Source organism: Streptomyces sp. NPDC001530, from assembly GCF_042894545.1.
Taxonomy (GTDB): domain Bacteria; phylum Actinomycetota; class Actinomycetes; order Streptomycetales; family Streptomycetaceae; genus Streptomyces.
The window spans coordinates 327,756-347,197 of sequence record NZ_JBIAVS010000006.1 but is presented as its reverse complement, the minus strand read 5'-3'; the positions used below and the strand labels follow the sequence as shown (position 1 = coordinate 347,197).

General features: G+C 69.7%; 15 protein-coding genes and 1 pseudogene. 4 read left to right on the top strand and 12 right to left on the bottom strand.

The window, feature by feature from the left end; all coding sequences use genetic code 11:
• Positions 1-88: 88 nt before the first annotated feature.
• From ruvX to ACFY0T_RS14455, 4 genes are read right to left on the bottom strand one after another with little or no spacing between them, the layout of a single operon-like run.
• Positions 89-553: a Holliday junction resolvase RuvX gene (gene ruvX / locus ACFY0T_RS14470; protein WP_388869055.1), complete on the bottom strand. Its 465-nt coding sequence runs from the start codon at positions 551-553 to the stop codon at positions 89-91.
• 12 nt (positions 554-565) lie between these two features.
• Positions 566-3,238, bottom strand: coding sequence for an alanine--tRNA ligase (gene alaS, locus ACFY0T_RS14465; RefSeq protein ID WP_388869052.1), 2,673 nt, complete (start codon positions 3,236-3,238; stop codon positions 566-568).
• Positions 3,238-3,570, bottom strand: a complete 333-nt coding sequence (locus ACFY0T_RS14460; protein WP_388869049.1) for a DUF6167 family protein — start codon at positions 3,568-3,570, stop codon at positions 3,238-3,240. Before ACFY0T_RS14460 ends, alaS begins: the two co-directional genes overlap by 1 nt.
• Before the next feature lie 7 nt (positions 3,571-3,577).
• Complete coding sequence (locus tag ACFY0T_RS14455) at positions 3,578-4,012, bottom strand: DUF948 domain-containing protein (RefSeq protein ID WP_388869046.1); 435 nt, start codon at positions 4,010-4,012, stop codon at positions 3,578-3,580.
• A gap of 160 nt (positions 4,013-4,172) precedes the next feature.
• On the opposite strand from ACFY0T_RS14455, the gene ACFY0T_RS14450 reads away from it, so the two are divergent.
• The gene (locus tag ACFY0T_RS14450; RefSeq protein ID WP_388869043.1) at positions 4,173-6,332 is read left to right on the top strand and encodes an ATP-binding protein; all 2,160 of its coding nucleotides are present in this window, start codon (positions 4,173-4,175) and stop codon (positions 6,330-6,332) included.
• Positions 6,333-6,362: 30 nt separating this feature from the next.
• Here ACFY0T_RS14450 and rpsD read toward each other — a convergent pair whose 3' ends face one another.
• From rpsD to ACFY0T_RS14435, 3 genes are all read right to left on the bottom strand, one after another.
• Positions 6,363-6,977, bottom strand: a complete 615-nt coding sequence (gene rpsD / locus ACFY0T_RS14445) for a 30S ribosomal protein S4 (RefSeq protein WP_369245232.1) — start codon at positions 6,975-6,977, stop codon at positions 6,363-6,365.
• Between the two features lie 370 nt (positions 6,978-7,347).
• Positions 7,348-8,703 (bottom strand): replication-associated recombination protein A, encoded by a 1,356-nt coding sequence (locus tag ACFY0T_RS14440; protein ID WP_388869039.1) that lies wholly within the window; start codon positions 8,701-8,703, stop codon positions 7,348-7,350.
• Between the two features lie 59 nt (positions 8,704-8,762).
• On the bottom strand, positions 8,763-9,398 hold the full coding sequence (locus ACFY0T_RS14435) for a vitamin K epoxide reductase family protein (protein ID WP_388869036.1): 636 nt from the start codon (positions 9,396-9,398) through the stop codon (positions 8,763-8,765).
• 138 nt (positions 9,399-9,536) lie between these two features.
• On the opposite strand from ACFY0T_RS14435, the pseudogene ACFY0T_RS14430 reads away from it, so the two are divergent.
• Positions 9,537-10,336, top strand: a pseudogene (locus tag ACFY0T_RS14430) (LuxR C-terminal-related transcriptional regulator).
• Positions 10,337-10,555: 219 nt separating this feature from the next.
• Here ACFY0T_RS14430 and hisS read toward each other — a convergent pair.
• Complete coding sequence (hisS, locus tag ACFY0T_RS14425; protein WP_388869033.1) at positions 10,556-11,818, bottom strand: histidine--tRNA ligase; 1,263 nt, start codon at positions 11,816-11,818, stop codon at positions 10,556-10,558.
• A 12-nt stretch (positions 11,819-11,830) separates the two neighbouring features.
• Positions 11,831-12,538, bottom strand: a complete 708-nt coding sequence (locus ACFY0T_RS14420) for an MBL fold metallo-hydrolase (protein ID WP_388869030.1) — start codon at positions 12,536-12,538, stop codon at positions 11,831-11,833.
• A 181-nt stretch (positions 12,539-12,719) separates the two neighbouring features.
• On the opposite strand from ACFY0T_RS14420, the gene ACFY0T_RS14415 reads away from it, so the two are divergent.
• Complete coding sequence (locus ACFY0T_RS14415) at positions 12,720-13,541, top strand: peptidylprolyl isomerase (RefSeq protein ID WP_388869027.1); 822 nt, start codon at positions 12,720-12,722, stop codon at positions 13,539-13,541.
• A gap of 135 nt (positions 13,542-13,676) precedes the next feature.
• Positions 13,677-14,906 carry a DUF349 domain-containing protein gene (locus ACFY0T_RS14410; RefSeq protein ID WP_388869025.1) on the top strand — a complete coding sequence of 410 codons (1,230 nt, stop codon included), beginning with the start codon at positions 13,677-13,679 and terminating at the stop codon, positions 14,904-14,906.
• Between the two features lie 141 nt (positions 14,907-15,047).
• On the opposite strand, the gene ACFY0T_RS14405 is transcribed toward ACFY0T_RS14410, so the two are convergent.
• The 3 genes from ACFY0T_RS14405 to secF all read right to left on the bottom strand — a co-directional run bounded on the left by ACFY0T_RS14405 (position 15,048) and on the right by secF (position 19,442).
• Positions 15,048-17,561, bottom strand: a complete 2,514-nt coding sequence (locus ACFY0T_RS14405) for a RelA/SpoT family protein (protein ID WP_388869023.1) — start codon at positions 17,559-17,561, stop codon at positions 15,048-15,050.
• A gap of 229 nt (positions 17,562-17,790) precedes the next feature.
• Positions 17,791-18,330, bottom strand: coding sequence for an adenine phosphoribosyltransferase (locus ACFY0T_RS14400; protein WP_388869020.1), 540 nt, complete (start codon positions 18,328-18,330; stop codon positions 17,791-17,793).
• Positions 18,327-19,442 carry a protein translocase subunit SecF gene (gene secF / locus ACFY0T_RS14395; protein ID WP_388869017.1) on the bottom strand — a complete coding sequence of 372 codons (1,116 nt, stop codon included), beginning with the start codon at positions 19,440-19,442 and terminating at the stop codon, positions 18,327-18,329. The genes ACFY0T_RS14400 and secF overlap by 4 nt, the downstream gene beginning before the upstream one ends.

Genomic DNA, 19,442 nt, shown 5'->3' with positions numbered 1-19,442 from the left:
CGCTTGTGGCACGCCTCCCGTCCGCCTCTTTGCTGTGCGGCGACTGTTCGAACACCACCGCATCGCGCGGAACGTTACCGTATCGCGATCAGATGACCACTTCGACGCCCTCGCCGGGAGCTTTACCTGACACCCGTTCGGATTCCAAAGCCTGCTGCAGAATGATGACGGCGGCCGCCTGATCGATGACGGACCTGCCCTTTTTGGACTTCACGCCCGAGGCCCGCAGCCCCTGACTGGCCGTCACTGTGGTCATCCTCTCGTCCACAAGTCTCACCGGAACGGGGGCGATCCCCCGGGCGAGCTCCTGGGCGAAGGCGCGGACCTTGACCGCGGCCGGGCCCTCGCCCCCCTTGAGGGAGCGAGGGAGTCCGACGACGACCTCGATCGGCTCGTACTCCTCGACGAGTTGCTTGAGCCGGCGGTGGGCGGCCGGGATGTCACGCCCCGGGACCGTCTCCACCGGGGTCGCGAGGATCCCGTCGGGGTCGCACGAGGCGACCCCGATGCGGGCGTCCCCGACGTCGATGGCGAGACGACGTCCTCTGCGCATGTTCCCGGGGCCTTACTTGGCCGTCTCGGTGACCAGGCGCTCGACCGCGTCGATGGCCTCGCCGATGGCGGCCGGGTTCTGGCCGCCGCCCTGAGCGACGTCCGGCTTGCCGCCACCGCCGCCGCCGAGGGTCTTGGCGGCCGTACGGACCAGGTCACCGGCCTTGAGACCGCGCTCGCGGGCGGCCTCATTGGTGGCGATGACCGTGAGGGGCTTGCCGCCGGCCACGGCGAAGAGGGCGACCACGGCGGCCCGTCCGCCCTGGATACGGCCGCGCACGTCGAGGACCAGCTTGCGCAGGTCGTCGGCGGTGGTGCCGTCCGGGACCTGGCCGGTGACCAGGGCGACCCCGCGGACGTCCTTGGCGGACTCGGCGAGACCGCCGGCGGCCTGCAGGACCTTCTCCGCGCGGAACTTCTCGATCTCCTTCTCGGCGTCCTTCAGCTTGCCGAGCATGGCGGAGACCTTCTCCGGGAGCTCCTCCGGGCGGCCCTTGACCAGCTCCTGGAGCTGGGCGACGACCGTGTGCTCGCGGGCCAGGAAGTTGTACGCGTCGACGCCGACCAGGGCCTCGATACGCCGTACGCCGGAGCCGATCGACGACTCGCCGAGCAGCTTGACCAGGCCGAGCTGGGCGGTGTTGTGAACGTGCGTGCCGCCGCACAGCTCCTTGGAGAAGTCCCCGATCGTCACGACGCGGACGCGCTCGCCGTACTTCTCGCCGAACTCGGCGATGGCGCCCTGCTTCTTGGCCTCGTCGATGCTCATGATCTCGGCCTGGACGTCCAGGTCGCGGGCGAGCACCTCGTTGATCTGCTGCTCGACGTCGGTCATCACGGCCGTGGGCACGGCCGACGGGGAGCCGAAGTCGAAGCGGAAGCGACCGGGCTGGTTCTCGGAACCGGCCTGGGCGGCCGTCGGGCCGAGGGCGTCGCGCAGGGCCTGGTGCGTGAGGTGCGTGGCCGAGTGGGCGCGGGCGATGGCCTTGCGACGCAGGACGTCGATGGAGGCCTGGGCCTTGGCGCCGACGGTGACCTCGCCGACCTGGACGACGCCCTTGTGGACGTACACACCCGGGACCGGCTTCTGGCAGTCGCGGACCTCGATGACGGCACCGGTGTCCACCTTGATGCGCCCGGTGTCGCCGATCTGGCCGCCGCCCTCGGCGTAGAACGGGGTGCGGTCGAGGACGATCTCGACCTCGTCGCCCTCGGTGGCGGCGGGCGACGACACACCGTCGACGAGGATGCCGACGATCGTCGACTCGCCCTCGGTCCGGTCGTAGCCGACGAAGTCGGTCTCACCGGCGGCGTCGGCGATCTGGCGGTAGGCGCCGAGGTCGGCGTGGCCGGTCTTCTTGGCCCGGGCGTCGGCCTTGGCCTTGTCCCGCTGCTCCTTCATCAGGCGGCGGAAGCCGTCCTCGTCCACGGAAAGGCCCTGCTCGGCGGCCATTTCGAGGGTGAGGTCGATCGGGAAGCCCCAGGTGTCGTGGAGCAGGAAGGCCTTGTCGCCGGCGAGGACGCTGCCGCCGGACTCCTTGGTCTCGGTGATGGCCGTGTCGAGGATGTTCGTGCCGGCCTTCAGCGTCTTGAGGAAGGCGGCCTCCTCGGCGAGGGCCACGGTCTCGATGCGCCGGCGGTCGGTGACGAGCTCCGGGTACTGCTGGCCCATCATCTCGATCACGACGTCGATGAGGTCCTTGACGACCGGACCGGTGGCGCCGAGCAGCCGCATGTTGCGGATGGCGCGGCGCATGATGCGGCGCAGCACATAGCCGCGGCCCTCGTTGCCCGGGGTCACGCCGTCGCCGATGAGCATCACGGAGGTGCGCATGTGGTCGGTGACCACGCGCAGCGAGACGTCGGAGTCGTGGGCGGCGCCGTACTCGACGCCCGTCAGCTCGGTGGCCTTGTTGATGACGGCCATGGAGGTGTCGATCTCGTACATGTTCTGCACGCCCTGCAGAATCATGGCGAGGCGTTCCATGCCGAGGCCGGTGTCGATGTTCTTGCTGGGCAGCTCGCCGAGGATCTCGAAGTCGTCCTTCGAGGTGCCCTCGCCGCGCTCGTACTGCATGAAGACCAGGTTCCAGATCTCCACGTACCGCTCGTCGTTGACGGCCGGGCCGCCCTCGACGCCGAACTCGGGGCCGCGGTCGTAGTTGATCTCGGAACACGGGCCGCAGGGGCCGGGGACGCCCATGGACCAGTAGTTGTCCTTCTTGCCCAGGCGCTGGATGCGCTCGGCCGGGACGCCGATCTTGTCGCGCCAGATGGCCTCGGCCTCGTCGTCCTCCAGGTAGACCGTGATCCACAGGCGCTCGGGGTCAAGCCCGTAACCACCCTTGTCCTGGGGCGAGGTGAGCAGCTCCCAGGCGTGGGTGATGGCGCCTTCCTTGAAGTAGTCGCCGAAGGAGAAGTTGCCGCACATCTGGAAGAACGTGCCGTGCCGGGTGGTCTTGCCGACCTCTTCGATGTCGGGTGTGCGCACGCACTTCTGCACGCTGGTGGCGCGGGCGTACGGCGGCTTGACCTCACCCAGGAAGTAGGGCTTGAAGGGCACCATGCCGGCCGGGACGAGGAGCAGAGTCGGGTCGTCCGCGATGAGCGACGCCGAAGGGACGACGGTGTGACCGCGCTCCTCGAAGAAGCTCAACCAGCGGCGGCGAATCTCGGCCGACTCCATTAGTGGTCCTCATTCCGGTTGTACGAGTACGTCGACCTCTCGACGTACTTCGGGTTGTTGCGGTTCTCGATGGCGGCGAAGCGCCGGGGGCCGGGCACTTCGGGGCGGGCGCCCAGCCCGAGCGCCTCGTCGAGTTCGGCCTCCCGCTGGGCCATGCCGTCGCGGACGTCGAGCGCGAAGTCCTTGAGCCGGTGGCCCGCCTCGATCGCCTTGTTCGCGGCCTGTGCCGCGAGGCTCTCGGGGGTCAGCTGCTTGAGCTTGCGGTTGACCTTGGTGGTGGCCCACACGCCCGCGGCTGCGCCGGCGGTGAACCAGAACGTACGGCGGAACATCGCTGCGTCAGTCCTTCTTCCGCTTTCCCCGTCGCGCGGACGGGACGGTGCGGCCCACGATCACGGTACGCCGGGACGCCTTGTCGGGCACATTCTCACGACGGCCTCCGATGGCCCGGCGCACGCCGTAGCCGAACGCCGCGACCTTGACCAGGGGGCCGCCGAAGGTGGAGGCGACGGTGGACGACAGCGCCGACGCGTTCGACGTGACCTCCTGGACGTCCGACGCGATGGCATCGACCCGGTCGATCTGCGTCTGTGCGGAGCGCACCGCCGCGGAGGCGTCGGCGAGGAGCGGGACGGCCTGGTCGGTCACGTCCGCGACGAGCTTGGTGGTCGCCCTGAGCGTCTGGGCCAGCCTCGCCAGCGCGACGGCGAGGAAGGAGACCAGGATCGCCCAGAAGACGGCCACCAGAATCCCGGCCACCTCTCCACCGGACACTGTTGCACCCGCTCCCTGATACCTGCGTGAACATCGAAAAGTCGTCCCCCGAGCCTATCGCGCCGGGGCCGCCGCTCCGTACCGCATTAACGGCCCCCCACAGCGGAGTTGCGCGAAGCGATTGTACGGACCGCATACGGGTCAGTACGCTCCGTATCCCATGCGAGGTTCTCAGCGCTCCGCCCCTGCGGCATCCGGCAATCTGCCTCTGGAACTCGACGCGTTCGTGGGGCGCGCGGCCGAACTCGGGCGGCTGGCCGAGGCGCTGGAGACGGCCCGTCTGGTGACCGTGACGGGCATGGGCGGTGTCGGCAAGTCGCGACTGGCCGCGCATGCCGCGGCGCGGACGCACGCGCGGGACGGCGCGTGGCGGGTGGAACTGTCCGCGGTGCGTGATCCGAACGTCGTCGAGCACGCGATCGTCGAGGCCCTCGGCCTGACGGATCAGACGCCCAGAACCCCGCGCCAGGTGCTGCTCGACCATCTCGCGGAGCGCCAACTCCTCCTCGTTCTCGACGGGTTCGAGCATCTGGTGCAGGTGTGCGCCTCGCTGGTGGGCGAACTGCTGCGGCGCGCGCCGGGGCTGCGGGTGCTGGCCGTGGGGCGCAGACCGCTGGGCATCGGGGGCGAGCGGCTGTTCCCGCTGTCGCCGCTGACCGAGCCGGAGGCGGCGGAGCTGTTCGCGGACCGGGCGGCGGCCCAGGTCCCCGGCTTCGCGCTGGACGACAGCGACCGGTCGGTCGTACGGGAGCTGTGCCGGCGCCTGGACGGGATCCCGCTCGCGGTCGAGCTGGCGGCGGGGCGGCTGAGCGCCCTCTCCCCCGCGCAGCTGCTCTCCCGGCTGGAGGACCGCTTCCGGCTGCTGACCGGCGGATCACGCGACGCCCTGCCCCGGCACCAGACGCTGCGTACGGCGATCGGCTGGAGCCATGAGCTGTGCACGCCCGAGGAGCGACTGCTGTGGTCGCGCCTGTCGGTGTTCGCCGGGCCGTTCGACCTGGAGGCCGCCGAGTACGTGTGCAGCGGCGACGGGCTGCACTCCGACGACGTCCTCGACGTGCTCGGCGCGCTGCTCGCCCAGTCGGTGCTGTCCCGCGAGGAGACGGCGGCGGGCGTGCGCTACCGGATGCTGGACACGGTCCGGGCGTACGGCGCGGACTGGCTGGCGGCGATGGGCGACGCGGACCGGCTGCGCCGCCGGCACCGGGACTGGTACATGGGCCTGGCCACCTGGTGCGAACTGGACTGGTTCTCACCGCGCCAGGGCGAGGTCGCCACGCGCGTCGACACGGAGCTGCCGAATCTGCGCCGCGCCCTGGAGCACTGCCTGACCGAGCCCGGCGCGGCGCATCTGGGCCGGTACCTGGCGGGCACTCTGTGGTTCTACTGGGTCGGCTGCGGCCGGCTGTCGGAGGGCCGGCACTGGCTGGAACGCAGTCTGGATCTCGACGGTGATCGTGATCAGTCGCGGCTGAAGGCCTTGTGGGTGCTCGGCTATGTGGCGGTCCTCCAGGGCGACACGGTGCCCGCGCTGTCCGCACTCCAGGAGTGCCGCGAGGATGCGGACCGTACCGGCAACGCCACCGCGGTGGCGTACGCCGAGCACCTCACCGGCTGTCTGGCGCTGGTCACCGACAACATGGCGCGCGCGGAAACCTTGCTGCGCTCGGCGCTGGACCGCTATCACGAGATCGGTGAGCTCAACAGCAATGTGCTGATGGGCCAGGTCGAGCTGGCGATGGCGCTCGCGTTCCAGGGCGATCTGCCGGGCGCGGTGCGGCTGTGCGAGGACGTCCGCCGGGTCTGCGAGGACCACGGGGAGCGCTGGGCGCTGGCGTACGCGCTGTACGTCCTGGCGTACGAGGCCCTGACCGGGGGCGATGCGGCACGCGCCCGGGGCCTGCTGGTGGAGTGCCTCGGCATCGCGCACACCTTCCACGATCTGCTCGGCACGGTCCTCGCGATCGAGCTGCTCGCGCTGGTCACGGCGGTGGAGGGCGATCCGGCCGAGGCCGCCGTGCTCCAGGGAGCGGCGGCCCGGATGTGGCCGTCGGTGGGTCTGCCGCTGTTCGGCTCTGCCTACTACAACGCACCGCACGAGCGATGCGAGGCCCTGGCCCGGGAGCGGCTGGGCGACGAGCGGTACGCGGAGTGCGTACGGGCAGGGGCGCGGCTCGGGCAGCAGGAGGCGGTCGCCCGGGCGCTGGGGCGCGTCGGTGCCCGGCCCCTCGGGGCGGTGCCGTCGCCGCGCAGGCTGCCCCCGGACATGCGGAAGCCCGCCGTCTCGCCCACCTCGAAGGGCGGGGAGACGACGGGCTGACGCGCGGGTGGTGCTACGTCCGCCGGTGGATCAGCGGGCGTAGTACTCGACGACGAGCTGCTCGTCGCAGATCACCGGGATCTCCTTGCGGTTCGGCTCACGGTCCAGGCGGAAGGCCAGGGCGCGGAGGTTCACCTGGAGGTAGCGCGGGGTCTCGCCGTCGGGGGCGAAGCCGCCCTCGCGGGAAACCTGGAACAGGGTCTTCTCGCGGCTGCGCTCGCGGACCATCACGACGTCGTCGGGCTTGACGCGGAAGGACGGCTTGTCGACCTTCTGACCGTTGACCTCGATGTGGCCGTGAACGACCATCTGGCGGGCCTGGTAGATCGTGCGGGCGATGCCCGAACGCAGGACCAGCGCGTCGAGACGACGCTCCAGCTCGATGATCAGGGCCTCACCGGTCTTGCCCTGAACCTTGGAGGCACGCTCGTAGGCGCGGACGAGCTGACGCTCGGACACGTCGTACTGCGCACGCAGACGCTGCTTCTCGAGCAGACGGACCTTGTAGTCCGAGTTCTGCTTGCGGCCACGGCCGTGCTCACCCGGCGGGTAGGGGCGGGCCTCGAAGTACTTGACGGCCTTCGGGGTCAGCGCGATACCGAGGGCACGCGACTTCTTGACCTTGGGGCGGGACTGGTTCGCCATGAACCAAACACCTCATGTTTCTGATGTGAATACGGCTTCACCAGGGTTAGGGGAGGTCGCAATCCGCAGCCCGGGAAACCCTCCTCGTCCTGACGAACGGGGCGGGCAGCCGCTCCTGGGTCTGGGCACATACGTGCAGCACGCGAGTGGCCCACCGACCGTGCCCGGAAGTGCGGGTGGGTGGTGGGCTGCCCGCGACACCTTCGACGGTGCGCGACGCTCCTGGATCCCCTCGCCTTTCGGTTTCGGGGTTCCGGCTGGATGTCCCGTTCTGGTGGTGCCGACCGGAGCCGGACACGGGACGCAGCGCTGTGGGTCATCTTACAGGGGGATCAGGAGCACTTTCGACCAGAGGTCTCGCACGGTGGCATCAGGACCTTCCTCGGCCCAGGTGCTTCCTGGTCCACTCCACCGCGTCCGCGTACCGCGCCTCGGCGCCGTGCCGGGTCGGCGTGTAGTACTCGCGGTCCTTGAGCTCCTCCGGGGCGTACTGCTGGGCGGCGATGCCCTCGGGCAGGTCGTGCGGATACACGTACCCCTGGGCGTGCCCCAGCTTGGCCGCGCCCTTGTAGTGCCCGTCGCGCAGGTGGAGCGGCACAGGTCCCGCGTGCCCCTTGCGCACGTCCTCCATGGCGGCGCCGATCGCCATCGTCGCGGAGTTGGACTTGGGGGCCAGGGCGAGGGCGATGGTGGCGTGGCTGAGGGTGAGCGCGGCCTCGGGGAAGCCGATCATCGCGACGGCCTGGGCGGCCGCGACGGCTATGGGCAGCGCGTTCGGATCGGCGAGGCCGATGTCCTCGCTGGCGGAGATCATCAGGCGGCGGGCGATGAAGCGGGGGTCCTCACCGGCCTCGATCATCCGGGCCAGGTAGTGCAGCGCGGCGTCCACGTCGGAGCCGCGGATGGACTTGATCAGGGCGCTCGCCACGTCGTAGTGCTGGTCGCCGTCGCGGTCGTACTTCACGGCGGCGCGGTCGACGGTCTCCTCCAGGGTCGTCAGGCCGATCTCCGCCTCGCCCTTGTCGAGCGCGGCGCCGGCCGCGGCCTCCAGGGCGGTCAGCGCGCGGCGGGCGTCACCGCCGGCGATCCGCAGCAGGTGTTCCTCGGTGTCCTCGGGAAGCGTGACGGCGCCCTTGAGGCCGCGCTCGTCGGTGAGCGCGCGCTGGATGAGGCCGCGCAGGTCGTCGTCCGTGAGCGGTTCGAGGGTCAGCAGGAGCGAGCGGGAGAGCAGCGGGGAGATCACCGAGAAGTACGGGTTCTCGGTGGTCGCGGCGATCAGTGTCACCCAGCGGTTCTCGACGGCCGGGAGCAGGGAGTCCTGCTGGGCCTTGCTGAAGCGGTGGATCTCGTCCAGGAAGAGGACGGTCTCCTTGCCGAAGCCGCCGGTGGCGCGGCGGGCGCCGTCGATGACCGCGCGTACTTCCTTGACGCCCGCGGTGATCGCGGAGAGCTCCACGAAGCGCTTGTTGGTGGCCTTGGAGACGACATAGGCGAGGGTCGTCTTGCCGGTGCCGGGCGGGCCCCAGAGGATCACCGAGGACGGTCCGGCCGGGCCGCCGTTGCCCTCGCCGACGAGCCTGCGCAGGGGCGAGCCCGGCTTCAGCAGATGCCGCTGGCCCACGACTTCGTCGAGGGTGCGCGGGCGCATCCGTACGGCCAGGGGACTGCCGGTCGGGTCCTTCTCCTGGCGTTCTTCTGCTGCGGCGGTGAACAGGTCGGGCTCCACGTGGAAAACCCTATGTCACGCCACTGACAACGCTGCCGGGCCTTGGAGATCCGCCCGGCTCAGCTGGTCCAGAAGTCCCACCAGCGGGTCAGGATCAGCATCCCGATGATGCCGATGTGCAGCACCGGCAGGACCCAGGTGAACTCGCCGAAGAACGTCTTCAGCCAGCGCGGCGCGGGCAGGAAGCTGTTGCGGACGTTCAAGGAGGTCACGTACCAGAACATGATGATGGTGGCGACCCAGGCGAGGGAGCACCACAGGCACAGCGAGTTGATCCTGTACAGCGACTGAAACTGCAGCCAGGTGCAGAATCCGACGCCGAAGAGCGTGCCGGCGTTGAAGGTCAGCCAGTACCACCGCGGGAAGGTGGCCCGGGCGAGCAGGCTCACGCCGACGCAGATCACGATGCCGTACGCGACGAGACCCAGCATGGGGTTCGGGAAGCCGAAGGCCGAGGCCTGGTCGCTCTTCATGATGTTGCCGCAGGAGACGACCGGGTTCAGGCTGCACCCGGGCACGAAGTTCGGGTTCTCCAGCAGCTTGAACTTGTCGATCGTGATGACCCACGCGGCGAGGAGACCGGCCGCACCGGTGATCACCAGCATCAGGGCGAAGGCCCGGCTGCCGCCGACCGTCCGGGGAGCGGCGGGGCGTTCCTGGTCGGTGGGGACGTCCTTGACTCTCGTCTTGCTCATCACGCCGTTTCCGTAGCTTCGAAGGGGCCTGCGGGCAGGGCCATTGTGCCGCACGCGCCCCATGTCCACCGTTCGATGGACATAAGGAAGTACGCATGGTCGTCCCGGAGCGTTCGGTTCGGCGGGAGGCTCGTCGGCATGACAGCACACGCGAACCAACTCGCGGTGGACGTACGGGGGCTGCGCAAGCAGTACGGGGACGTGACCGCCGTCGACGGCATCGATCTCGGCATCCAGCAGGGCGAGGTGTTCGGCCTGCTCGGACCCAACGGCGCGGGCAAGAGCACCACGGTGGAGATCCTCCAGGCCAACCGCGCCCGGGACGCCGGCGAGGTCTCCGTACTCGGCGCCGACCCGGCGACGGGCACGCGCGCGTGGCGCCCACGAGTCGGCATCGTCTGGCAGGACGAATCCGCGCCCGCCGAGTTGACGGTGCGCGAGACCGTGCGGCATTTCACCGTTATTACCCGAAACCGCGTGGGAACTGATCCGGAAGCTGGCCGACGAGGGTACGACGATCCTGCTCACCACCCCCTACCTGGAGGAGGCGCAGGCGCTCGCACACCGCCTCGCGGTCATCGCGCGGGGCCAGGTCGTCGCCGAGGGCGCGGGCTATCTGCTGAAGGATCTGCCGCGGGCGGAACTCGCGGACGCGGTGCGGGCCGCTGCGCGGGGTGAGACGGTGTTGGCGCCGTCCGTGGCCGCGCGGCTTGTGGAGCAGTTGCGGACGAAGCCGGAGCGGCCACGGCTCTCCGAGCGCGAGACCGCCGTGCTGCGGCTGGTCGCCGAGGGGTGCACCAAACGCCGAGATCGGTCGTCGGCTCTTCATCGGCGAGTCCACCGTGAAGACCCATCTGCTGCGGGTCTTGGGGAAGTTGGGGGTGGATGACCGGACGGCGGCGGTGACCAGCGCGATGCGCTTCGGGTTGCTGGAGTGAGGTTTCTCGCCTGGGGGCTCCGCCCCCCCAGACCCCCCGTATCGCGCTGACGCGCTCGTCCTCAAACGCCGGACGGGCTGAAAATCTCCAGCCCCGGCCAGCAAAAATTTAGCCCCTCCGGCGTTTGAGGAGCGGGGGGGTTTGGGGGCGGAGCCCCCAAGGGACGGGAATGGGTAGGGGCGGAGGGGGCGAATAAACTCCCCCCGCCCGCCCCCGACCTCAGCCCAGCCTCGAGCCGAGTTCCGCCACGATCCCGTCGACGCGCACCGCGACCTGCTCGCCGGACTCCATGTCCTTGAGCTGGACGACGCCCTCGGCGAGGTCGCGCTCGCCGGCGACGATGGTGTAGCGGGCGCCCGAACGGTTCGCGTTCTTCATCGCGCCCTTGAGCCCCTTGCCGCCGTAGGAGAAGTCCGCCGCGACGCCCGCCTTGCGCAGCTCGGTGACCACACCGAAGAGCACCCGTCGGGCCTCCTCCCCGAGCGGCACCGCGAACACACTGGTGGACGCGGGCAGTTCGAGCGAGACGCCCTCCGCCTCCAGCGCCAGCACCGTCCGGTCGACACCCAGCGCCCAGCCCACCGACGGCAGCGCGGGACCGCCGATCATCTCGGAGAGGCCGTCGTAGCGCCCGCCGCCGCCCACCGCGGACTGGGAACCCAGACCGTCGTGGATGAACTCGAAGGTCGTGCGGGTGTAGTAGTCGAGCCCGCGCACGAGCTTCGGGTCGTCCTCGAAGGAGACACCCGCGGCCGTGATCAGCTCGCGCACCTCCTCGTGGTACGCCTTGCACGCGTCGCACAGGTAGTCGCGGAGCAGAGGCACGCCCACCAACTGCTTCTGGACGTCGTCCCGCTTGTCGTCGAGGATCCGGAGCGGGTTGATCTCCGCACGGCGGAGGGTGTCCTCGTCGAGGTCCAGGCCGCGCAGGAAGTCCTGGAGCGCGGCCCGGTACACGGGACGGCACTCCTTGTCGCCCAGCGAGTTCAGCAGGATGCGGAAGTCGCTGAGGCCCAGCGACCGGTACGCCTGGTCCGCCAGGATGATCAGCTCGGCGTCCAGCGCCGGGTCCTCGGCTCCGATCGCCTCGGCGCCCACCTGGGAGAAGTGCCGGTAACGGCCCTTCTGGGGACGCTCGTAGCGGTAGTACGAGCCCGAGTACCAGAGCTTGACGGGGAGGTTGCCCGCCTTGTGCAGGTTGGCCTCCAGCGCCGCGCGCAGGACGGAGGCCGTGCCCTCGGGACGCAGGGCCAGCTTGTCGCCGCCCTTGGTCTCGAAGGCGTACATCTCCTTGGTCACGATGTCGGTGGACTCACCGACCCCGCGCGCGAACAGCTCGACGTTCTCGAAGCCGGGCGTCTCGATGTAGCCGTAGCCGGAGTTCCGCAGCGGCGCGGCGATCGCCTCGCGCACCGCGAGGTACTTCGCGCTCTCCGGCGGGATCAGGTCGTACGTGCCCTTGGGGGCCTTGAAGGTGCTCACGGAAGTCTCTCGTCACATTCCTCGTCGGGGAGCGGGCGAAGCTCCCTGGCCGGCGGCCACCTGCCGCAGATACGGGTTGGTGGCGCGCTCCTGGCCGATGGTCGTCTGGGGGCCGTGGCCGGACAACACCACGGTCGAGTCGTCGAGCGGCAGGCACACGCGGGCCAGCGAGTCGAGGATCTCGGCGTGGGAGCCGCCGGGCAGGTCGGTGCGTCCGATGGAGCCGGCGAAGAGCAGATCCCCGGAGAAGAACACGGACGGGATGTCCGCGGCCTCGGGCATCTGGAAGGTCACCGACCCCTTGGTATGGCCGGGCGCATGGGCGACGGTCAGGTCGAGGCCCGCCAGCTTCAGCTGCGCGCCGTCGCTCAGCTCCTTCACGTCGTCCGGCTCCCCCACGGTCAGCTCGCCCATCAGCGGCATGCCGAAGGACCGGCCGAGCGCCTTCTCCGGGTCGCTCATCATGTACCGGTCCTCGGGGTGGATCCACGCCGGTACGTCGTGCGCTCCGCACACCGGGACGACCGAGGCGACATGGTCGATGTGGCCGTGGGTGAGGATGACCGCGACGGGCTTGAGCCGATGCTTCTTGAGCGCGTCCTCGACTCCCTGGGCGGCCTGATGGCCCGGGTCGATGATCACGCACTCCTCACCCGCGGCGGGGGCGACCAGGTAACAGTTGGTCCCCCAGGCCCCGGCGGGGAACCCGGCAATGAGCACGATCGTCCTTCGTGGTGGCGTACGCGAATGTCTCGTACGAGGTGGGTGGCTGTGGATCAGAGCCTACCGGCGCTGCCGATTCCTCAGCGAACCCATATACGGTACGGGGCACACGCAGGCGGTCGGCTCACAAGACGCACGCGTCCCACTTGACGTACGAGACGCATGAGGAGAAAACCCGGTGGTCAGCCAGGAACAGCGGCGGCGTCAGCTCGCCCGGGAGAAGTTCTTGCGACAGCAGCAGCGGCGCACGGCCGCGCGACGCAAGACACACGCACGCAACGCGGTGGTCGCCTCGGTCCTCGGCGTCGTCGTGGTGGGCAGTGTCGTGTCGTACGCGACCGGGGTCTTCAAGAACGACGACAAGAAGGCCAACGCGGGCGCGGAGGTGACCCCGAGCGCCACGCCGACGAGCAAGGCGCCGGATCCGTGCGAGAAGGCCGCCGAGGGCAAGGTGAAGTCGCTGAGTTGGAAGACGGAGCCGGCGGTCACCATCGACAAGTCCGCGGACTACACGATGAAGATGGCGACGACGTGCGGTGACATCGACGTCGCGCTGAAGACGGCCGAGGCCCCGCACACGGTGAACTCGTTCAACTTCCTCGCGGCCAAGGGATTCTTCGACCACACCAAGTGCCACCGGCTCACCACGAACGGCATCTACGTGCTGCAGTGCGGTGACCCGACGGCCGCCGGCTCCGGCGGTCCCGGCTACACGATCCCGGACGAGAACCTGAAGGACAAAACCCTGAAGGGCGGCGTGTATCCGGCGGGCACGGTCGCGATGGCCAACACCGGCCAGAAGCACACCGGCGGCAGCCAGTTCTTCCTCGTGTACCAGGACAGTCAGCTGCCGGCCAGTTACACACCGTTCGGAACTATTTCCAAGTCCGGCATGACGGTCCTGAAGAAGATCGCCGCGGCCGGCGAGAGCACGGGCCAGGGCGACGGCGCCCCCAACGCGACCGTCGTGATCAACAAGATGACCGTGACGAAATCCTGACCGCCAGCTGCGAAATTTCGGTCGCGCGGGATGCGGACAGCCGCCCCGCCGGTCGCCTATGTTGGCCGTGACGAAACTGTGGACGATGCCAGGGGGCGCTGACGCCCCTCACAGGCATCATGTGGAGGAGGCGCTGTGAGCAGCGACCCGTGGGGCCGCGTCGACGAGACGGGGACCGTGTACGTGCGTACGGCCGACGGCGAGCAGGTCGTCGGTTCCTGGCAGGCCGGCTCCCCTGATGAGGCGCTGGCCTACTTCGAGCGCAAGTACGAGGGCCTGGTTGTCGAGATCGGCCTCCTCGAAAAGCGAGTGAAGACCACCGACCTGTCGGCGAAGGACGCCCAAGCCGCCATCGACCACATCCGCGAGCAGGTGGACGCCCACCACGCGGTCGGTGATCTGGACGCGCTGCGCAAGCGGCTGGACAAGCTCGTCGAGACGGTCGACGCGCGCCGTGAGGAGCGCAAGGCCCAGCGGGCCAAGCAGTCCGACGAGGCGCGGCACGCCAAGGAGGCGCTGGTCGTCGAGGCCGAGGAGCTGGCGCAGAGCGACCAGTGGCGGGCGGCCGGTGAGCGGCTGCGCGCCCTTGTGGACACCTGGAAGGGGCTGCCGCGGCTCGACCGCAAGTCGGACGACGAGCTCTGGCACCGCTTCTCGCACGCGCGCTCGGCGTTCTCCAAGCGCCGCAAGGCGCACTTCGCCTCGCTGGACGCACAGCGTGAGGAGGCCCGCAAGACCAAGGAGAAACTGGTCGCCGAGGCCGAGTCGCTGTCCGGCTCGACGGACTGGGGTCCGACGGCGGCGCGCTACCGCGAGCTGATGGCCGAATGGAAGGCAGCGGGCCGCGCCCAGCGCGAGCACGAGGACGACCTGTGGAACCGCTTCCGCGGCGCCCAGGACGTGTTCTTCGCGGCGCGCAGCTCCGTCTTCGCCGAGCGCGACGCGGAGCAGGCGGAGAACCTGAAGCTCAAGGAGGAGCTGGCCGGGGAGGCCGAGAAGCTCGTCCCGGTGCACGACCTGAAGGCGGCCCGCGCGGCCTTCCGCTCGATCAACGAGCGCTGGGAGGCCATCGGCCATGTGCCGCGCGACGCCCGTCCCAAGGTCGAGGGCCGGATGCACGCGGTGGAGCGGGCCCTCCAGGAGTCGGAGGAGGCCGAGTGGCGCCGGACCAACCCGGAGGCACGCGCGCGTGCCGAGGGTCTGACCGGTCAGCTCCAGGCCGCCGTGGACAAGCTCAAGGGCCAGATCGAGGCGGCTCGCTCCGCGGGCAACACCGCGAAGGCCGACAAGCTCCAGAAGGAGCTGGACGGTCGTCAGGCGCTGCTCGACCAGGCGCTGAAGGGTCTGCAGGAGTTCGGCGGCTGAGACCCCTTTTTGCGGCTGAACCGCCGCCGCTCTCGCGGACCTGGTTGCTCGCCGCTGGGGTTCCTCAATTGATGGCTGATGTGCTCGTCACGAAAGGCGGCTCCGGTACTCAGGTACCGGAGCCGCCTTTCGCATGCCGTGCTACGGCCTGCGCGCCGACGTCACGCGGTACACGTCGTACACGCCCTCCACGCCCCGTACCGCCTTCAGGACGTGTCCCAGGTGCTTGGGGTCGCCCATCTCGAAGGTGAAGCGGGAGGTGGCGACGCGATCGCGGGAGGTCTGTACGGCGGCGGACAGGATGTTCACGTGCTGGTCCGACAGGACGCGGGTGACGTCCGACAGGAGCCGGGAGCGGTCCAGAGCCTCGACCTGGATGGCGACCAGGAAGACCGAGGACTGAGTGGGCGCCCACTCGACGTCGAGGATGCGCTCGGGCTCGCGGGACAGCGACTCGATGTTGACGCAGTCGTTGCGGTGAACCGATACGCCGCTGCCGCGAGTGACGAAGCCGATGATGGGGTCGCCGGGTACGGGCGTACAACAGCGGGCGAGCTTGACCCACACGTCGTCGACGCCCTTGACGACCACACCGGGGTCGTTGCTGCTGCGGCGCTTGCGGCCGCGGCCCCGCGCGGACGGAACGGCCTCGTCGATCTCCTCGGTGGCCGCTTCCTCGCCGCCGAGGGCCTGCACCAGCTTCTGCACGACGCTCTGCGCGGCGACATGACCCTCGCCGATCGCCGCGTACAGGGACGAGATGTCGGGGTAGCGCATCTCGTGCGCGAGGGTGACCAGGGAGTCGCCGGTGAGGATGCGCTGGATCGGCAGGTTCTGTTTGCGCATCGCGCGGGCGATGGCGTCCTTGCCCTGCTCGATCGCCTCGTCGCGGCGCTCCTTGGAGAACCAGGCGCGGATCTTGTTGCGGGCGCGCGGGGACTTCACGAAGCCGAGCCAGTCGCGGGAGGGGCCCGCGCCGGCCGCCTTGGAGGTGAACACCTCCACCAAGTCGCCGTTGTCCAGGGTGGATTCGAGCGGGACGAGGCGTCCGTTGACCCGTGCGCCTATCGTCCGGTGGCCGACCTCCGTGTGGACCGCGTACGCGAAGTCCACCGGGGTCGCACCCGCCGGGAGCGCTATGACGTCGCCCTTGGGCGTGAAGACGAAGACCTCGTTGCGGGACAGGTCGAAGCGCAGGGACTCCAGGAACTCGCTGGGGTCCTCGGTCTCCTTCTGCCAGTCGAGCAACTGGCGCAGCCACGCCATGTCGTTGACGGTGTCCTGGCCGGCGCTGCCCTTGGCCGCCCGGGGCACGTCCGTACGGATCTTGGAGGAACCGGCGACGGTCTCCTGCTTGTACTTCCAGTGCGCGGCGATGCCGTACTCGGCGCGACGGTGCATGTCGAACGTGCGGATCTGCAGCTCGACGGGCTTGCCGTTGGGGCCGATGACCGTCGTGTGCAGCGACTGGTACATGTTGAACTTGGGCATCGCGATGTAGTCCTTGAACCGGCCGGGGACCGGGTTCCATCGCGCGTGCACGGTGCCGAGAGCGGCGTAGCAGTCGCGGACGGTGTCGACGAGGACGCGGATGCCCACCAGGTCGTAGATCTCCGCGAAGTCACGGCCGCGGACGATCATCTTCTGGTAGACGCTGTAGTAGTGCTTCGGGCGGCCGGTGACGGTCGCCTTGATGCGGGCGGCGCGCAGGTCGGACTGGACCTCGTCGGTCACTATGGCCAGGTACTCGTCGCGCTTGGGGGCGCGCTCGGCGACCAGGCGCACGATCTCGTCGTACATCTTGGGATAGAGGATCGCGAAGGCGAGGTCCTCCAGCTCCCACTTGATGGTGTTCATGCCCAGGCGGTGGGCGAGCGGCGCGTAGATCTCCAGGGTCTCGCGCGCCTTCTTCTCCTGCTTCTCGCGCTTGAGGTAGCGCATGGTGCGCATGTTGTGCAGGCGGTCGGCGAGCTTGATCACCAGGACGCGGGGGTCCTTGGCCATCGCGACGACCATCTTGCGGACGGTCTCGGCCTGCGCGGCCTCACCGAACTTGACCTTGTCGAGCTTGGTGACGCCGTCGACCAGGAGGGCGACCTGGTCGCCGAAGTCGCGGCGCAGGGTGTCGAGGCCGTACTCGGTGTCCTCGACGGTGTCGTGCAGCAGGCCCGCCATCAGCGTGGCCGGGTCCATGCCCAGCTCGGCCAGGATCGTGGTGACGGCGAGCGGATGCGTGATGTACGGGTCGCCGCTCTTGCGCTTCTGGCCACGGTGCCAGCGCTCGGCGACCTGGTACGCCTTCTCGATCTGCCGCAGCGTCGCCGTCTCGATCTTGGGGTCGTTGCTGCGCACTATCCGCAGCAGCGGCTCCAGGACCGGGTTGTACGGGTTGGAGCGCTGCACGCCGAGCCGGGCCAGGCGGGCGCGTACGCGGTTGGAGGAGCCGCCGGTGCGGGCGGGCTGGCCCGTGGCCGGGCGGACCGCGGGGCGCTGGGGAGTGGCCGGCTTGGGGCGTGGCTGCTCGGCCGCCTTGTTGTCCGGCGCGGACTGGGCGTGCTCGACCGGCCCGCTCGTGGCGTTCCTGGCAGGCTTGTCCGCGGGGGCCGAGGCGGGCTCGGGCTTGGCGGCGGTGAGTGGCTGGGCCTCGTCTGGCAAGAGGGCTCCTCGTGCGCGTTCCGGGTCCCCCGGTCAGGCTCCGGAGACCCCATGGTAGCGATCCTGGACGTCGGACTCGCTTTCGGCCGCTGAGACGGCCTTGTACAGAAGGAACGCCAGAGGCGGGCGCCGGATTCCTCCGGGCCCGCCTCCGCGGTGTCCTACGGGTGTCTCAGGGCTTTCTCGGGCCTTTCCCGAGGCTTTCCCCCAGGTGCTACGGCCTCGGGGCTCAGACCCTGAGGAGCGCCTCCAGGGGGGCGCCCGCGAGGGCCGGCTCCAGCCGGCCGCGGCCGCCCAGGAAGCCGAGCTCCATCAGCACGGCGACGCCCGCGACCTCGGCGCCCGCCCGGCGGATGAGCTGGAGCGAGGCCTCGGCGGTGCCGCCGGTGGCGAGGACGTCGTCGACGACCAGGACGCGGTCGCCCGCCGCCAGGTCCTCGGCGTGCACCTCGATCTCGGCGGAGCCGTACTCCAGGTCGTACGCCTGCGCCAGGGTCGCTCCGGGGAGCTTGCCCGCCTTGCGTACGGGGATGAAGCCGAGCCCGGCGCGGACGGCGACCGGGGCGCCGAGGATGAACCCGCGGGCCTCCAGGCCGACGATCTTCGTGGCTTCGCTGCGCTGGGCGATGTCCGCCAGCGCGTCGGTGAGCGCCATGAACGCCGCCGGGTCCGCCAGGAGCGGGGTGATGTCCTTGAACATCACGCCCGGCTCCGGGTAGTCGGCCACGTCGCGGATCCGGCTGAGCAGCAGCTCCTGTATGTCGATCATCGGCGCTTCCCCGAGGGGCGGCCCCGGCCGCGGTTGCGGGACGCGGGCTGGTTGCGCGGGCCGACGACCGCGGGCGCGGCGTCGTCCGGCTCGTCGTCCAGCGGCTCGGCGGCGAGCTGGGGCTCCAGGGACTCGCCCTTCGCGGCGGCCTGGGCCCGCTTGGCGAGCACACGCTTGCGCAGGGCCTTCATCTGCGGCTCGCGCTCCTTGAGGTCGGCGACGAGCGGCGTGGCGATGAAGATCGAGGAGTACGCACCGGCCGCGAGGCCGACGAACAGCGACAGCGAGATGTCGTTGAGCATGCCCGCGCCGAGCACACCGCCACCGATGAACAGCAGGCCCGCGACCGGCAGCAGCGCGACCACCGTGGTGTTGATGGAGCGGACCAGGGTGCCGTTGATCGAGCGGTCGGCGACCTCGCTGTAGGTGTAGCGGGTCTGCTTGGTGATGTCCTTCGTCTGCTCCTTGAGGCTGTCGAAGACGACGACCGTGTCGTAGAGCGAGTAACCGAGGATCGTGAGCAGACCGATCACGGTGCCCGGGGTGACCTCGAAGCCGACCAGAGCGTAGATGCCGACCGTGATGGTGATGTCGTGGATCAGCGCGACGAGCGCGGCCAGAGCCATACGCCACTCGAAGGCGATCGCCAGGTAGATCACGACGAGGACCATGAAGATCGCCAGGCCCTCCCAGGCCTTGTTGGCGATCTGGTCACCCCAGCTGGGGCCGACCAGGTCGGCGTTGATCTTCTCCGAGTCGACGTTCAGGTCCTTGGAGAGATCGTCCTTGATCTGGTCCGACTTGTCGGTGTCGATGCCGGCGATCTGGATGCGCAGCCCGCCGTTGCCGAGCTTCTGGACGATGGCGTCGTGGCCGGAGGCCTCTTCCGCGTACGTCTCCGCCTGGGACACCGAGACGCTGGTCTTCTCGGTGGTGAAGACGGCTCCGCCCTGGAACTCGATGCCCATGTTCAGGCCGCGCACCGTCAGGCCGAGGATGGCCGTGATGGTGATCAGGATCGAGATGCCGTACCAGATCTTGCGCTTGCCGACGAAGTCGTAGCCGATCTCGCCGCGGTGGAGCCGGGCGCCGAGGGTGCCGAGTTTCGACAT

Coding starts and splice junctions, on each gene's coding strand:
- rpsD (WP_369245232.1), bottom strand. CDS start 6,977: ATGGCGAACCAGTCCCGCCCCAAGGTCAAGAAGTCGCGTGCCCTCGGT.
- ACFY0T_RS14400 (WP_388869020.1), bottom strand. CDS start 18,330: ATGATCGACATACAGGAGCTGCTGCTCAGCCGGATCCGCGACGTGGCC.
- alaS (WP_388869052.1), bottom strand. CDS start 3,238: ATGGAGTCGGCCGAGATTCGCCGCCGCTGGTTGAGCTTCTTCGAGGAG.
- ACFY0T_RS14450 (WP_388869043.1), top strand. CDS start 4,173: ATGCGAGGTTCTCAGCGCTCCGCCCCTGCGGCATCCGGCAATCTGCCT.
- ACFY0T_RS14435 (WP_388869036.1), bottom strand. CDS start 9,398: ATGAGCAAGACGAGAGTCAAGGACGTCCCCACCGACCAGGAACGCCCC.
- secF (WP_388869017.1), bottom strand. CDS start 19,442: ATGTCGAAACTCGGCACCCTCGGCGCCCGGCTCCACCGCGGCGAGATC.
- ACFY0T_RS14460 (WP_388869049.1), bottom strand. CDS start 3,570: ATGTTCCGCCGTACGTTCTGGTTCACCGCCGGCGCAGCCGCGGGCGTG.
- ruvX (WP_388869055.1), bottom strand. CDS start 553: ATGCGCAGAGGACGTCGTCTCGCCATCGACGTCGGGGACGCCCGCATC.